The sequence below is a fragment of the Streptomyces sp. NPDC007907 genome (assembly GCF_042959365.1).
Classification (GTDB): Bacteria; Actinomycetota; Actinomycetes; order Streptomycetales; family Streptomycetaceae; genus Streptomyces; species Streptomyces indiaensis.
Genome location: NZ_JBIBKR010000003.1, coordinates 1,054,732 through 1,069,969 on the forward strand (window position 1 = coordinate 1,054,732; position 15,238 = coordinate 1,069,969).

Annotated in this window: 14 protein-coding genes, 1 rRNA gene and 1 riboswitch; of the genes, 3 read left to right on the plus strand and 12 right to left on the minus strand. The window is 69.8% G+C overall.

Annotation, left to right across the window (positions count from 1 at the left end):
• Positions 1-6: 6 nt before the first annotated feature.
• Both ACFZDI_RS16305 and ACFZDI_RS16310 read left to right on the plus strand, forming a co-directional pair.
• Positions 7-402 carry a molybdopterin-binding protein gene (locus tag ACFZDI_RS16305; RefSeq protein ID WP_234849782.1) on the plus strand — a complete coding sequence of 132 codons (396 nt, stop codon included), beginning with the start codon at positions 7-9 and terminating at the stop codon, positions 400-402.
• Between the two features lie 71 nt (positions 403-473).
• Positions 474-893, plus strand: a complete 420-nt coding sequence (locus tag ACFZDI_RS16310; protein ID WP_391251050.1) for a TOBE domain-containing protein — start codon at positions 474-476, stop codon at positions 891-893.
• Between the two features lie 64 nt (positions 894-957).
• Here ACFZDI_RS16310 and gcvP read toward each other — a convergent pair whose 3' ends face one another.
• Positions 958-3,843 carry an aminomethyl-transferring glycine dehydrogenase gene (gene gcvP, locus ACFZDI_RS16315; RefSeq protein WP_391251052.1) on the minus strand — a complete coding sequence of 962 codons (2,886 nt, stop codon included), beginning with the start codon at positions 3,841-3,843 and terminating at the stop codon, positions 958-960.
• A 175-nt stretch (positions 3,844-4,018) separates the two neighbouring features.
• Positions 4,019-4,114: riboswitch (glycine riboswitch) on the minus strand.
• A 113-nt stretch (positions 4,115-4,227) separates the two neighbouring features.
• On the opposite strand from gcvP, the gene ACFZDI_RS16320 reads away from it, so the two are divergent.
• The gene (locus ACFZDI_RS16320; protein ID WP_391251054.1) at positions 4,228-4,602 is read left to right on the plus strand and encodes a PRC-barrel domain-containing protein; all 375 of its coding nucleotides are present in this window, start codon (positions 4,228-4,230) and stop codon (positions 4,600-4,602) included.
• Here ACFZDI_RS16320 and ACFZDI_RS16325 read toward each other — a convergent pair.
• From ACFZDI_RS16325 to rrf, 11 genes are all read right to left on the minus strand, one after another.
• The gene (locus tag ACFZDI_RS16325) at positions 4,521-5,969 is read right to left on the minus strand and encodes a DNA polymerase IV (protein WP_391251056.1); all 1,449 of its coding nucleotides are present in this window, start codon (positions 5,967-5,969) and stop codon (positions 4,521-4,523) included. The genes ACFZDI_RS16320 and ACFZDI_RS16325 overlap by 82 nt on opposite strands.
• Positions 5,970-6,155: 186 nt before the next feature.
• The gene (locus ACFZDI_RS16330) at positions 6,156-6,839 is read right to left on the minus strand and encodes a MerR family transcriptional regulator (protein WP_234849787.1); all 684 of its coding nucleotides are present in this window, start codon (positions 6,837-6,839) and stop codon (positions 6,156-6,158) included.
• A gap of 292 nt (positions 6,840-7,131) precedes the next feature.
• The gene (locus ACFZDI_RS16335; protein WP_003988851.1) at positions 7,132-7,605 is read right to left on the minus strand and encodes a bifunctional nuclease family protein; all 474 of its coding nucleotides are present in this window, start codon (positions 7,603-7,605) and stop codon (positions 7,132-7,134) included.
• 86 nt (positions 7,606-7,691) lie between these two features.
• Entirely contained in the window at positions 7,692-8,438 is a 747-nt protein-coding gene (locus tag ACFZDI_RS16340) for a MerR family transcriptional regulator (RefSeq protein ID WP_234849788.1), read from the minus strand.
• 50 nt (positions 8,439-8,488) lie between these two features.
• The gene (locus ACFZDI_RS16345; RefSeq protein ID WP_391251059.1) at positions 8,489-9,442 is read right to left on the minus strand and encodes an FHA domain-containing protein; all 954 of its coding nucleotides are present in this window, start codon (positions 9,440-9,442) and stop codon (positions 8,489-8,491) included.
• A gap of 61 nt (positions 9,443-9,503) precedes the next feature.
• Positions 9,504-10,472 (minus strand): DUF881 domain-containing protein, encoded by a 969-nt coding sequence (locus ACFZDI_RS16350; protein ID WP_391251061.1) that lies wholly within the window; start codon positions 10,470-10,472, stop codon positions 9,504-9,506.
• A gap of 5 nt (positions 10,473-10,477) precedes the next feature.
• Entirely contained in the window at positions 10,478-10,810 is a 333-nt protein-coding gene (locus ACFZDI_RS16355; RefSeq protein WP_003988855.1) for a small basic family protein, read from the minus strand.
• Positions 10,807-11,718: a DUF881 domain-containing protein gene (locus tag ACFZDI_RS16360; RefSeq protein WP_391251062.1), complete on the minus strand. Its 912-nt coding sequence runs from the start codon at positions 11,716-11,718 to the stop codon at positions 10,807-10,809. Before ACFZDI_RS16360 ends, ACFZDI_RS16355 begins: the two co-directional genes overlap by 4 nt.
• A gap of 97 nt (positions 11,719-11,815) precedes the next feature.
• A complete protein-coding gene (locus ACFZDI_RS16365) occupies positions 11,816-14,311 on the minus strand; it encodes a sugar phosphate nucleotidyltransferase (protein WP_391251064.1) in 2,496 nt (831 codons plus the stop codon).
• 114 nt (positions 14,312-14,425) lie between these two features.
• Positions 14,426-15,034, minus strand: coding sequence for a CDP-alcohol phosphatidyltransferase family protein (locus ACFZDI_RS16370; protein WP_391251066.1), 609 nt, complete (start codon positions 15,032-15,034; stop codon positions 14,426-14,428).
• Positions 15,035-15,143: 109 nt separating this feature from the next.
• A 5S ribosomal RNA gene (gene rrf / locus ACFZDI_RS16375) occupies positions 15,144-15,238 on the minus strand; the annotation flags it as partial.

The following is a 15,238-nucleotide window of genomic DNA, read 5'->3' on the forward strand; positions in this document are numbered from 1 at the left end:
ACCGGCATGCAGTCCTACACGATCGGCCAGGCAGCACGGCTGCTCGGCGTCAGCCCGGACACCGCCCGACGCTGGGCCGACGCGGGTCGCATCACGACCCACCGCGACGAGACCGGGCGCCGGCTCATCGACGGGCGGGACCTGGCCGCCTTCTCCGTCGAACTCGCCCGGTCCGGCACCGCCGAGGAGGACGCCCCGTACACCTCGGCCCGCAACGCCTTCCCCGGCATCGTCACCGCGATCAAACTCGGCGACGTCGCCGCGCAGGTGGAGATCCAGGCCGGACCGCACCGGCTCGTCTCGCTGCTCACCCGTGAGGCGGTGGAGGAACTGGGGCTGGAGGTCGGGATGGAGGCGACGGCCCGCGTAAAGTCGACGAACGTCCACATCGACCGCGTCTGAGAGCCGTCTCGCACGAGGCGGTACCCGCGCGCATACCGGCCCCCCGTGCGCGCCGCGGCTACCGTGCACCCATGAGCCTGAGCATCCGCAACCAGCTCCCCGGCACCGTCAGCGCCGTCACCCCGGGTGAGGCCATGGCGACGGTCAGGGTCCGCCTCACCGGCGGCCAGGACATCACTGCGGCGATCACACGCGACGCCGCGCAAGACCTCCGTCTCACACCGGGCACCGCCGTGCGCGCCCTGATGAAGTCGACGGAGGTCTCCCTCGCGACCGCGCCCATCGAGGGCCTGTCGATCCGCAACCAGCTCCCCGGCAGGGTCACCGACCTCACCGCCGGCGAGGCGATGGCGTCCGTCCGCGTCACGGTGGAGGGCGGCGAACTGACCGCCGTGATCACCCGGGACGCTGCGGAGGACCTGGCCCTCTCGCCCGGAACCCCCGTGGTCGCGCTGATCAAGGCGACCGACGTGTCACTCACCACCGCGTGACGCGCGGGTGAACGACGGGAGGGGCCCCGCACTGCGGAGCCCCTCCCTACGACCGGTCGGCCGATCAGTCCTCGTACGCGTCCAGCGGCGGGCAGGAGCAGACGAGGTTCCGGTCGCCGAAGGCCTGGTCGATGCGGCGCACCGGCGGCCAGTACTTGTCGGCGGTCGACACCCCGGCCGGGAAGACGGCCTCCTCACGGCTGTAGGCGTGCTCCCACGCCCCGGCGAGCGCTCCGGCGGTGTGCGGGGCGCCGCGCAGCGGGTTGTCCTCCGCGGGCCACTCGCCGGAGCCGACCTTCTCGATCTCCGCGCGGATGGCGATCATCGCCTCGCAGAACCGGTCCAGCTCGGCCAAGTCCTCCGACTCGGTCGGCTCGATCATGAGCGTCCCGGCCACCGGGAACGACATGGTCGGCGCGTGGAAGCCGTAGTCGATCAGCCGCTTGGCCACGTCGTCTACGCTCACGCCCGTGGCCTTGGTCAGGGGCCGCAGGTCGATGATGCACTCGTGCGCGACGAGCCCGCCGGGGCCGGTGTAGAGCACCGGGTAGTGCGGCTCCAGGCGCTTGGCGATGTAGTTGGCGCTGAGCACGGCCACCTGCGTGGCCCGCTTCAGCCCCTCGCCGCCCATGAGCCGGACGTACGCCCACGAGATGGGCAGGATGCCGGCCGAGCCCCAGGGAGCCGCCGAGATGGGGCCGACACCCGTCTCGGGACCGGCTTCGGGCTGCAACGGGTGGTTCGGCAGGTACGGCGCCAGGTGCTCGCGCACCGCCACCGGGCCGACGCCCGGGCCGCCGCCGCCGTGCGGGATGCAGAAGGTCTTGTGCAGGTTGAGGTGCGAGACGTCGCCGCCGAAGTGCCCCGGCTTGGCGAGCCCGACGAGCGCGTTCAGGTTGGCCCCGTCGACGTAGACCTGCCCGCCCGCCTCGTGCACCTGCGCGCAGATGTCGGCGACGTGCTCCTCGAACACGCCGTGGGTGGACGGGTAGGTGATCATCAGCACGGCGAGCTCGTCGCGGTGCTGCTCGATCTTCGCCCGCAGGTCCTCGACGTCGATCTCGCCGTCCTCGGCGGTCTTCACCACGACGACCTTCATGCCCGCCATCACCGCGCTGGCCGCGTTGGTGCCGTGAGCGGACGACGGGATCAGGCAGATGGTGCGCTGCTCGTCGCCGTTGGCCCGGTGGTACCCGCGGACGGCGAGCAGACCGGCCAGCTCGCCCTGCGAACCGGCGTTCGGCTGGAGGGAGACCTTGTCGTAGCCGGTGACCTCGGCGAGCCGGTCCTCCAGCTCGTGGATGAGGGTGAGGTAGCCGCCGGCCTGCTCGGCGGGCGCGAAGGGGTGCAGCTGCCCGAACTCGGGCCAGGTGACCGGCTCCATCTCCGTGGTCGCGTTGAGCTTCATGGTGCAGGAGCCCAGCGGGATCATGCCGCGGTCGAGCGCGTAGTCACGGTCGGCCAGCTTGCGCAGGTAGCGCAGCATGGCGGTCTCGGAGCGGTGCTGGTGGAAGACGGGGTGGGTCAGGTAGTCGTCGGTGCGCAGCAGCGCGCCGGGAAGACCGTCCTCGGTCGCGGCGTCGAGCGCCTCGACGACTCCCTCGAAGCCGAAGGCCGCCCACACGGCACGCAGCTGGGCGCGCGTGGTGGTCTCGTCGCAGGCGATGGAGACGTGGTCGGCGTCGACGAGACGCAGGTTGACGCCGTTGTCCCGCGCGGCGGCCACGATCTCGGCGGCCCGGCCCTCGACGCGCACGGTCAGGGTGTCGAAGTAGGAGCCGTGCACGACCTCGACACCGCCGCCCGCGAGTCCGGCGGCGAGGACCGTGGCGTACCGGTGGGTGCGCCGCGCGATGCCCTTGAGGCCCTCGGGGCCGTGGTAGACGGCGTACATGCCGGCCATGACGGCGAGCAGCACCTGCGCGGTGCAGATGTTGCTGGTGGCCTTCTCGCGGCGGATGTGCTGCTCACGCGTCTGCAGGGCCAGTCGGTAGGCCTTGTTGCCGTCGGCGTCGACGGACACGCCGACGAGCCGCCCGGGCAGGCTGCGCGCCATCTTGTCCTGGACCGCCATGTAGCCGGCGTGCGGTCCGCCGAAGCCCATGGGCACGCCGAAGCGCTGGGTCGTGCCGACGGCGATGTCCGCGCCGAGCTCACCGGGCGACTTCAGCAGCGTCAGCGCGAGCAGGTCGGCGGCGACGGTGACGAGGGCCCCGAGTTCGTGCGCCCGGTCGATGACCGGCTTGAGGTCGCGCACGGCGCCGGAGGCACCGGGGTACTGGAGCAGCACGCCGTTGATCTCGCGCTCGGCGATCTCGGCGGGGATGCCCTCGCTGAGGTCGGCGACGACGACCTCGACGCCGGTCGGCTCGGCGCGGGTCTGGATCACGGCGATGGTCTGCGGCAGTGTGTCCGCGTCGACCAGGAACAGGCCCTTCTTGTTCTTGCCCAGCCGCCGCGACAGCGCCATGGCCTCGGCGGCCGCGGTGCCCTCGTCGAGCAGGGAGGCGCCCGAGGTCGGCAGTCCGGTCAGGTCGGCGACCACGGTCTGGAAGTTGAGCAGCGCCTCCAGCCGGCCCTGCGAGATCTCCGGCTGGTACGGGGTGTAGGCCGTGTACCAGGACGGGTTCTCCATGACGTTGCGCATGATGACCGGGGGCGTGAACGTGCCGTAGTAGCCGAGGCCGATCATGGAGCCGAGGACCTGGTTGCGGTCGGCGAGGGAGCGCAGCTCGGCGATCACTTCGGCTTCGCTGCGGGCGCCGGGCAGATCCAGTGCCTCGGCGCTCTTGATCACGGCCGGGACGGCGGCGGCGGTCAGCTCGTCCAGCGAGCCGTAGCCGACGTGCGCGAGCATCTTGGCGCAGGCCTCGTGGTCGGGGCCGATGTGGCGCTGCTCGAAGGGGACTGCCTCTTCGAGCTCGGAGAGCGGAATGCGGTGGGCGGTCATTACGGGGGCCTCCTGGTCGTCACGACCTTCGAGGGGCACCACGGCACGGGTACCCGGACGGCCTCCCCCTCTGTCATCTCAACCTGAGAGCTTCACCGGATCGCCCGAAGGCCTCCGGCTTTCACCGTCGGTGAGAGCGGAAGCCGTCGACACCCGCCCTGCTTTCCAGAGTGACCTCGTCCGTGCGGTACGTGAGCCTGAGAGATTCCGGGGAGGATTTGCTCCTTCGGCGCCTCCGATGGTGTCTGGAGGACTCTCCCGCACGGGGTCAACAGCCGATGCCAGCGTACCAGCGAGGTCGACGCACGAACCTTCGAGTGGCCGCATCACCGCTTGTACCGTTTTGTAGTGTCTACGTATGAGTTGCGACCATGTGGAGGGCCCGTGCGAACCGATATCGATCCGCGCAACCTGATCGGCCGCAAGGCGTTCGACCGCAACGGGACCAGGATCGGCACCATCGACGAGGTCTACCTCGACGACGCCACAGGCGAGCCGGAGTGGGCGGCCATACGGACCGGCCTGTTCAGCAGGGACGCCTTCGTCCCCCTGGAGCCCAGCGAGCTGGTCGAGGGCGCCCTGCACGTCCCCTTCGAGCGAGCCCTGATCAAGGACGCCCCCGACTTCGGTGTGGGCCGCCACCTCTCTCCCGAGCAGGAACTGCAGCTGTACCACCACTACGGTCTCGACGTCGCCGCCCCGCCCCCGTTCCCGGACCGCGACTTCGGCAAGCTCGCGGGCACCGACGAATCAGCCTGAGACCCCGCCTCCGCGGCCGGCTCTCTCTCCCCCGCTGACACCAGCGGCAGCGGATCCGCCGCTTCCAGATCCGGATCGTCGATGCGGAAGGTCCGCACCCGCCCGGGCTCCGAGGTGGGCGTCTCGAACCGTACGGTGACCCGCCCCAGGCCGCTGCCCTGCACCCACCCGTGCCCGAACTCGGCGTGCCGCACGTCGTGCCCGGCGGGCCAGCGCCGCTCGGCGAGCGACGGCTGTTCCTCGGTCGGGGCCACGGGCGGCTCCTCGACCGGGCTCTCGGCGACCGCCCCCTCCCCCGCCGCCTGGGCGAACAGGTCTTCCTGCGTGTAGTCGGCGAGCCCGCTCACCCCCACCCCGAGCAGCCGCACCCCGCCGGTCGTGTCGACGGAGTCCAGCAGCCTGGCCGCCGCCTCACGGACCACCGCCGGGTCGTCCGTGGGGCCGCGCAGCGTCTCGGAGCGGGTGAGCGTCGAGAAGTCGTAGCGGCGCACCTTCAGCACGATCGTCCGCCCGGAGAGCCCGGCGCCGCGCAGCCGCCGCACGCACCGCTCGGCCAGCCGCTGCACCTCCAGGCCGACCCGCGTCCGGTCGTGGATGTCCACGTCGTAGGTGTCCTCGACCGACACCGACTTCGCCTCGCGCTCGGCCACCACGGGCCGGTCGTCGCGCGCCAGGGCCATGGCGTAGAGACCGTGCCCGTGCGCTTGGCCCAGCAGCCGGACCAGTTCGTCCTCGCCCGCCTCGACGATCTCCTCGACCGTGGTGATCCCGGCCCGCCTCAGATGGTCGCCCGTCGCCGGCCCCACCCCCGGCAGGATCCGCACCGGCATCGGCCCGAGCATCGCCCGCTCGGTCCCCGGCTCGATGACCACCAGCCCGTCGGGCTTGGCCTCCTCCGAGGCGATCTTGGCGAGCATCTTCGAGGCGGCGAGCCCCACCGACCCGGTGAGCCCCGTGACGGCCCGGATGTCGGCGCGCAGCTTCACGCCCGCCAGCCTCGCCGACCGCTCGTCCCACGCCACGCCCCCGGCCTCCAGGTCCACGAACGCCTCATCGAGGCTCAGCGGCTCCACCAGCGGCGACAGCGCCCGCAGCAGCTCCATCACCCGCTCGCTGATCGAGCGGTAGAGAGAGAAGCGCGGCACGAGATACGCGGCGTTCGGCGCGAGCCGCCGGGCCTGCCCCATGGGCATCGCCGAATGCACCCCGAAGACCCGCGCCTCGTACGACGCGGTCGCCACCACGCCGCGCGGCCCGAGCCCGCCCACCACCACCGCCTTCCCGCGCAGACTGGGCTTGGACGCCTGCTCCACCGAGGCGTAGAAGGCATCCATGTCCAGATGCAGGATCGTGGGCGCGGTTCTCACACCTTCGATGCTGCCCTACGCCACTGACAACGCGCTGCTCGACCACCCGCGACGGCCCCGGCTCGCCAGCGCCCCCACCCAGATCGAGCGCCCTTGAGTCGGGCAGCGCCCTTCAGCGTGGCCCGCCCGGCGTGAGAAAACGTCCCGCCTGCTGCGACCGCGTGCGTTCACCACGCCCCGGCGGCTCTAGACGGCCCGGTTACGCCGACGTGCCAGTTCGTCCGCCGGGTTGGGTCCGACCAGCGTCTCGCCGGTGTCGATCCGCTCGCCGTGCAGCTGGGACAGCGCGCTCTCGACGTCCCGCCACACCACCCCGACGGCGATCCCGAAGACCCCCTGGCCGCCTTGCAGCAGGGCGTGGACCTCGTCGGGCGAGGTGCACTCGTAGACCGTCGCGCCGTCACTCATCAACGTCATGCGCTCGAGGTCGCTGAAACCGCGTTCCCTGAGGTGCTGGACGGCGGTGCGGATGTTCTGCAGCGACACCCCGGTGTCCAGGAACCGCTTGACGATCTTCAGGACGACCACGTCCCGGAAGCTGTACAGCCGCTGCGTGCCGGACCCGTAGGCGGGGCGCACACTCGGCTCCACGAGCCCGGTGCGGGCCCAGTAGTCCAGCTGCCGGTAGGTGATACCGGCGGCGGCACAGGCCGTCGGGCCGCGATAGCCGATCTGCTCGGACGCCATGGACGTCGCCTCTCCGCTGCTCGGCACCGCTGTCGGTCGCTGCGGAGCGTGGTCGGCCGCACCACCGGGCTGAGGACGTGCTCCGCCCGGGAAAGGCCGGGAGCCGGGGGGAGGGTACGGACCGCTCGCCCTGAGACTGCGCTCGGGGCCGCCCCCAGCCGTACCGTCGCCGCTGCTTCTCACGCCGACCTCCGTCCTTGACCTGCCTTCTCGACGGTAGGCAGTCACCAGGGGTGCGTCAACGATCGCCACACTCGCCACGCCGAGTGATAATCACCCTGAGAGTGGTTTCCCGTGCCCCGTCGCGGGGAAAGGCTAGCCGAATGTGCCCGAACGGGCCGTGTGACGCTCTCATGAGCCCCCGGCACATGCGGGCATTTCGCCCCTCACACATACGGCGGGCGGCCCCGTCACGGACCTCGTCGTCCGTCGGGCCGCCCGTACACCTGGCGGGCCGCAGCCGCTCCGCAGGAGCTCACTGGCTGCTGCTGCCGAAGTCCTCCGGGGAGATCTGGTCGAGGAACTCGCGGAACTTCTCCACCTCGTCCTCCTGCTCGTCCGGGATCGCGATGCCGGCGTCGTCGAGCACCGTGTCACTGCCGTAGATCGGCGTCCCGGTGCGCAGCGCGAGCGCTATGGCGTCGGACGGGCGGGCGCTCACCTCGACGCCACTGGCGAAGACCAGCTCCGCGTAGAAGACGCCCTCACGCAGGTCCGTGATGCGCACTTCCGTGAGCTCCTGGCCGACGGCCTCCAGCACGTCCTTGAACAGGTCGTGTGTCAGCGGCCGCGCGGGAGCCATGCCCTGCTGGGCGAAGGCGATCGCCGTCGCCTCCCCCGGTCCGATCCAGATGGGGAGGTAACGGTCGCCTCCCACTTCACGCAGGAGCACGATCGGTTGGTTGGAGGGCATTTCGACCCGGACACCTACGACATCGAGCTCGTTCACACAGCAACCCTAGGCCGTGCCCGGGATGTTTGGGTAGTCGGGCCGGGATCGGGCGCCTGATCCGGCCTAGGCGGTGCCCGGCGGCCTCAGGGGAGCCGCACCCCGAGCGCCGTCTGCACCAGTGCGGCGTGCAGCTTCACCGTGAGCCCCGCCAGTTCCCTGGTGCGGTCCTCGGCGTGCGCCCGGGTCTGCGGGTTCCGGTGCCGCCTGAGCGGCGCCACCACCTGGTCCACGAGCCCGGCCTCCCGGTCGGCGGAGGCCTTCAGGGCCCGCAGGTGCCGCGGCTCGATCCCGAACCGCCCGAGCTCCACGACCAGCAGGGCCACCGCGACCGACCCGGAATCGTAGGCCCCGTCCTCCAATGGGGTGAGGAGCCCGTAGGACTCCCACTCCTCGAGCTCCTGCCCGTCCACGCCGACGGCGGCGAGCAGCTCGTCCCGCCCGATCCTGGCCGCCGTGGGCGGCTCGGACGGCTCCGGAGGCCGGGAGGCCGGCTCGCCGTCCCGCTGACGGCCCACGGCCGGCAGCTGCACCGCCTCACCGCGCTCCATGGCGTCCAGGTACTCCCGGATCACCTTCAGGGGCAGGTAGTGGTCCCGCTGCATCCTCAGGACGTGTCCGAGGCGCTCGACGTCATGGGCGCTGAACTTGCGGTACCCCGACGGGGTCCGCTGCGGCTCGATGAGCCCTTCCGACTCCAGGAAGCGGATCTTGGAGATGGTCACTTCGGGGAACTCGGCGCGCAGCGCGTTCAGCACCGCGCCGATGCTCATCAGCCCACTGTCCGTGGCGGCGGTGCCGTGCCCGGCACCGCCGCTCGGTGTATGAAGCATGGACCTTCCCTGACGGATGGACCTCGCTGGGTCTGCCCGGACGGAGCCGGTCAGTAGCCCCGCTGGCTGGCGTAGAACACCAGCCGGTACTTGCCGATCTGCACCTCGTCGCCGTTGTTCAGGGCGACCTGGTCGATCCGCTCCCGGTTGACGTAAGTGCCGTTCAGGCTGCCCACGTCGGCCACCGTGAACGACCCGTCCTGAGCTCGGCGGAACTCCACGTGCCGCCGGGAGACCGTCACGTCGTCCAGGAAGATGTCGCTCTGCGGATGCCGGCCGGCCGTGGTCAGGTCGCCGTCCAGCAGGAAGCGGCTGCCCGAGTTCGGCCCGCGGCGCACGACCAGGAGCGCGGAGCCCAGCGGCAGCGCGTCGACCGCGGCCTGCGCCTCGGGCGACAGCGTCGGCATCTGCGTCTGGCCCGTGGTCTCGCTGTCGTAGGCCTCCAGGCCGGAGATGGAGATCGTGGACGTCGTCTCGGACGGACGCTCCGGAGCCGCCCCCGCCCGCAGCGGCGCACCGCAGTTGGAGCAGAACCGGCTGTTCTCCGCGTTGCGGTTACCGCACCTCGTACACACCAGGGCCGACATCGGATCCTCCTGCCGCGGCTGCCCACCGGGGGCGTTGGACGCGTACGGGTCGGAAAACCCTCCACCCGCACCTGAGGTTGACGGTTGCCCGAAACCTATGCCGCCGGGCTGTGCAGGGTCAACCGACGGCGCGCCCTGACCACCGGAAACGTCACTGCCCGGGCCGCCGATCTGGTCCCGGAACAGCGGCCGCTGGCCCTCCGCGTCAGGCTGTGCGCGATGACGAGCGGTCGCGTTGTCGCTGCCCTCTCGCGCGCTCTTGCCGAACAACTTCGCAAACAACTTCACGGGCGATTCCCCTTGACCGAAACAGACCCGCCCGTGGGGCAGGACGAACCCTGACTGAACACTCTGGCCGACCCGGACATCCTGACAACGTCCGTCTGCACCAGACAGTTTCCACCACGCACCGCCCATTCGGTGCGCCGACCCCCCGCAACCTCATGCCCTTGCCGAACGCCGCCCATGCACCCCCGGTTCACCGCGAGGACGACCGAGCGTAGTCAGGCCGCTTCGCTGCTCGCAAGGCGTCCACGAGGATGTCGGTCGACCGCTCGATCGTGACGGTGGCCTGTTCCTTCTCGAGAGTCTGCACCACGCCTCCGGGGATGTTGAGCGCCGGCTCGAGGTCCTGCGGCTTGCCGATGACCTTGAAACGATAGGGCGCGTTGATCTTGTTCCCGTCGACGCCCACGCCCTTGCCCGGATCTGTGAGGTACGTGCCCGCGACGACCCGGACCCCGTTCACCTGGATCGCCTCGGCACCCGCCGCGCGCAGCTCCTGGATCGCGTCGAGCAGCATGTCCGCCTCGACCGTCCCCTTCGTGTCCTCGATCGTCATGGTGATGCCGGGCCCCTGGGCGGCCACCGTGCCCGCCAGGACGCCGAGTTGCCTCTCCTTCTCGACCGTCTGCTTCCGGGCCTCCTCGGCCTGGTCCGAGCTGTTCTCCAGCTCGTCGCGCTGCTTCTCGAGACCTTGCTTCTCGTCCTCAAGACGTTGAGTACGGTCATCCAGTTCATCGAGGATGCGAACAAGATCTTCCTGACGTGCGCCACGCAGGGCACTGTCACTGTCGCTGTTCGAGGCCACCTGCACGGCCAGACCGAATCCGAGACCGAAGAGCAGCACGGCGACGATGAGTTGAGCCCGGGTGACACGCGGCGGCCATACGCCCTGGGCCAGCCGCTGCCGACCGGTCAGCCGGGGCTCGGCATCGGGCTGTGGTTCCGGTGCCCGCTCGGGCTCGGGCTCCGGCCTCGCCCGGGCCTCGCCTGCCGTGGGCAGGGCGGGCGCCGGCTTCGCGTGGGCTTCACCTGCCGTCCGCGCGGCCGGCGGCACTTCCTGGGGCAACACCTTGCGCAGCCTGTTCCCGCCGTCGCCGCCGTTCTCGCGCGGGTCGCCCTGCTCCTCGGCCGCCTCGGCGGGCCTCTCGTCGTGATCGCTCATCGGCCTCACGCCCGGAACACGTGCCGGCGGATCGCCGCGGCGTTGGAGAAGATCCGGATACCGAGGACGACCACCACACCGGTGGACAGCTGAGCACCCACACCCAGCTTGTCGCCCAGGAACACGATCAGAGCGGCCACGACGACGTTCGACAGGAACGACACCACGAAAACCTTGTCGTCGAAGATCCCGTCGAGCATGGCCCGCAGACCGCCGAAGACGGCGTCGAGCGCCGCCACGACGGCGATCGGCAGATAAGGCTCGACCACCGCCGGAACCTCAGGCCGGACCAACAGGCCGGCCACGACTCCCACGACGAGGCCCAGTACGGCGATCACGATGTGCCCTTCTCGCTCTTCTCAGTGCTCGGCTGTGCTGTACGTACGGTCACACTCGGTGCGGCAGGCAGCCGGAGGTCGTCCTCCACGGAGATGCCTGTCCTGACGCCGTAGCTCTCCTGCAGCGCGTTCAGATACAGCCCGTCCGCACTGTCCTGGAACCGCGTGCTCAGCCGCTGCCCGTCCCCCACCGCCAGCACCGTGTACGGCGGCACCAGCGGCTTGTTGTCGACCAGTATGGCGTCCCCCGCGGCCCTGATCGCCGACAGCGCCGTCAGCCGCTGTCCGTTGATCGAGACGGCCTCGGCTCCCGACTCCCACAGCCCGTTGACCACGCGCTGCATGTCCCGGTCACGCACCCGGCCGGTGTCGGAGAAGCCGGAGGTCTCACGCGGGTCGCCGTCGCCACCGGAGGCGGCTTCCTTGGCGTCGTTCACCACGAGCTTCACCCCGGGGCCGTGCACCGCGACCGCGCCCGACAGGATGCCCACGAGATCGGAAGCGCTGCCGCCGCTGTGCTTCAGCGCCTCGCGCTGCCGTGCGCTCACGTCCGCGCGCAGCTCGTCGACGGAGTCCTCCAGCTCGTCCGCCGCCTCGGTCTCCCGGCCGATGCGGTCGACCAGCTCTTCCCGCTCCTTGGCGACGACCGGGGCGGCGACCCTCGCCTGTGCCGCTCCGACGGTCACGACCAGAGCCGCGAGCACCAGTCCGGCGGCCAGCCCGAGCTTCGCCCTGAGCGTCTTCGGCATGCCGCTGGCACCCGCGGCCTTCTTGCGCTCGGCGGCCTCGGCATAGCCGTCGTCGAGACTGTGGTCCATGACGTTGGTGAGCAACGACATGGACGCATCCGGGCGCCGGGGCCGCGCGGGTGTGCTCCGAATGGGGGGTTGCTGCGGCATGCCGCACATCGTCGCACGTCGCGAGCGCTACGTCCGAACGGGCCCACCGGCGTGCCGGACAGGCCCCGTTGGGGACACTTGTCCGGCACGCACACGTGCAGCCCGTTTACCGGCCGGCGCTGTCCACGACCGCCGACCATTCATCCAGCAGGGCCTGCGCGGAGGCGTCGTCCGGCCCCTCGGCCCACAGGTGGGTGACGGCCTCGGCCGGGTCGGGCAGCACCATCACCCAGCGGCCGTCGGTCTCCACCACCCGCACACCGTCCGTGGTGTCCACGAAGCGGTCTCCGGCCACTTCGACGACCCGGCGCATCACGAGCCCCTTCACGGCCCACGGGGTCGCCAGATCCCGCTTCAGGACGTGCGCCCGCGGGATCCTCGCGTCGATCTGGCTGAGCGTGAGCTGCGTCCGCGCCACGAGCCCGATGAGCCGTACGAAGGCCGCGGTCGCGTCGTACACGCTGCTGAACTCGGGGACGATGAAGCCGCCCTTGCCGTCGCCGCCGAAGATCGTCCCTTCCTCACCGCCGACGCGCGTGAGGTCGTCGGGCGAGGTCGTCGTCCACTCGACCTGCGTCCCGTGGTACGCCGCGACCTGCTCGGCGATCCGGGTGGTGGTCACCGGCAGAGCGACCCGGCCGCTGCGCCGCTCGGCGGCGACGAGGTCCAGCATCACGAGCAGCGCCCGGTCGTCCTCGATGATCCGCCCCTTCTCGTCGACGAGCGACAGCCGCTCACCGACCGGGTCGAACCGCACGCCGAACGCCGCCCCGGAGGAGGCCACGATCTCCCCGAGCCGCACCATCCCCGACCGCCGCATGTCGGCGGTCTCGGTAGGCCTGGACTCGTCCAGCCCGGGGTTGATCGTCAGCGAATCGACCCCGAGCTTGCCGAGCAGGCTCGGCAGAACGAGGCCGGCGCTTCCGTTGGACGCGTCCACGACGACCTTCAGCCCGGAGTCCGCGATCCCGGTCGTGTCGACGTTCCGCAGCAGCGAACCGGTGTACGAGTCGAAGACGCTGGCCGGGAAGTGCAGATCGCCGATCTCCCCGGGGAAGGCACGACGGTACTCCTGCCGTGCGAACACCCGGTCCAGCTTCCGCTGGCTGCCTTGCGACAGATCGGCGCCCTGCCCGTCGAAGAACATGATGTCGACGGAGTCCGGCACCCCTGGGGTGGTGCGGATCATGATGCCGCCCGCACTGCCTCGCGCGGTCTGCTGCCGGGCCACCGGCAGCGGCACGTTCTCCAGGTCGCGTACGTCGATGGCACTGGCCTGCAATGCCGAGATCACCGCCCGCTTCAGCGCACGGGCACCACGCGAGTGGTCACGGGCCGTGGTGACGGTCGAGCCCTTCTTCAGCGTCGTGGCGTACGCGCCGGCGAGCCGCACGGCGAGCTCGGGCGTGATCTCGACGTTCAGGATCCCGGACACGCCGCGGGCCCCGAACAGATGCGCCTGGCCTCTGGACTCCCAGATCACCGAGGTGTTGACGAAGGCGCCGGCCTCGATCGTCTTGAACGGATAGACCCGCACATTGCCCTGAACGATCGATTCTTCACCGATCAGGCACTCATCTCCGATGACCGCCCCGTCCTCGATCCGCGCCGCGCGCATGATGTCGGTGTTCTTGCCGACCACGCAGCCGCGGAGATTGCTGTGCGGCCCCACGTAGACGTTGTCGTGGACGACGGCCTTGTGCAGGAACGCGCCGCTCTTGACGACGACATTGGAGCCCACGACGGTGTGCTCACGGATTTCGGCACCGGCTTCGACCTTGGCGTAGTCACCGATATAGACGGGTCCGCGGAGTACGGCGTCGGGGTGGACCTCCGCACCTTCGGCGACCCATACGCCCGAGGAGATCTCGAACCCGTCGATGTCGACGTCGACCTTGCCCTCGAGGACATCGGCCTGCGCCTTGACATAGCTCTCGTGGGTGCCGACGTCCTCCCAGTAGCCCTCGGCGATGTAGCCGTAGATGGGCTTGCCTTCCTTCATCAGCTGCGGGAAGACATCGCCGGACCAGTCGACGGGCACATCGGGCTCGACGTAGTCGAAGACCTCGGGCTCCATCACGTAGATGCCGGTGTTCACCGTGTCGGAGAAGACCTGGCCCCAGGTGGGCTTCTCCAGGAAGCGCTCCACCTTGCCTTCCTCGTCGACGATGGTGATACCGAATTCCAACGGATTGGGCACACGCGTCAGACAGACCGTGACGAGCGCGCCCTTCTCCTTGTGGAAATTGATGAGCTCGGTGAGGTCGAAATCCGTCAGGGCGTCGCCGGAGATGACAAGGAAGGCGTCGTCCTTCAGCGCTTCCTCGGCGTTCTTGACGCTCCCTGCGGTACCGAGTGGCTTCTCCTCATTGGCATAGGTGAGCTCCATGCCGAGCTCTTCGCCGTCACCGAAGTAGTTCTTGACGAGGGACGCCAGGAACTGGACAGTTACGACTGTTTCGTTGAGCCCATGCCTTTTGAGCAGCCGAAGAACATGCTCCATGATCGGCCGGTTGGCGACCGGCAGGAGCGGCTTGGGCATGCTTGAGGTCATGGGGCGAAGGCGCGTGCCTTCGCCTCCGGCCATCACGACGGCCTTCATGTCGGAAGCGTCCTCCTCGAAGAGACGGTCTAGCCGACTTCCCCCGCCAGGATTGTCCCGCACTTATCCAGTACAGGCCATCGCTCCGCTACGGCAGCAGGACCATCCGAGAGTTCAATCGGCCAGGGCGTCCGCACGAACCAGGCGGCGGACTTGTACCACGTAGAGGACTCCTGCCCACCAGTACAGCGTTGTACCCCATCCGGCGAACGCCCATCCGAAAATGGCAGCTAGTGACGAGATCCATCCGCTTCCGTCACTGAGGAGAAGCAGGGGGAAGGCGTACATGAGGTTGAACGTGGCGGCCTTGCCGAGGAAGTTCACCTGGGGCGGCGGATAGCCGTGCCGGCGGAGGATGCCCACCATCACCAGCAGAACCAGCTCGCGCGCCAAAAGGGCGGCGGTCAGCCACAGGGGCAGAATCTCGCGCCAGGTGAGGCCGACCAGGGTCGAGAGAATGTAGAGCCGGTCGGCAGCGGGGTCGAGGAGCCGGCCGAGGCTGCTGATCTGGTTCCAGCGGCGCGCGAGCTTGCCGTCCAGATAGTCGCTGATGCCGCTCAGAGCGAGTACCAGAAGGGCCCAGCCATCACTCTGGGGCCCACCGAACTCAGGGCGCAGGATCAGCCACAGGAAGACGGGTACGCCGATGAGGCGCGCCATGCTGAGGATGTTCGGGATGGTGAGCACACGGTCCGTCTGGACGCGAGTCTCCTGAACCTCCACCCGGGGGCCTCCTGTGGGAAACGTGCCAACGATGCTCCCTGACCCTACCTCAACGCAAAAAAGCTCTGGCTCTTGGGCTGTATGCCCAAGAGCCAGAGCTCTAATAGGAGTTCGGCGGCGTCCTACTCTCCCACAGGGTCCCCCCTGCAGTACCATCGGCGCTGTAAGGCTTAGCTTCCGGGTTCGGAATGTAACCGGGCGTTT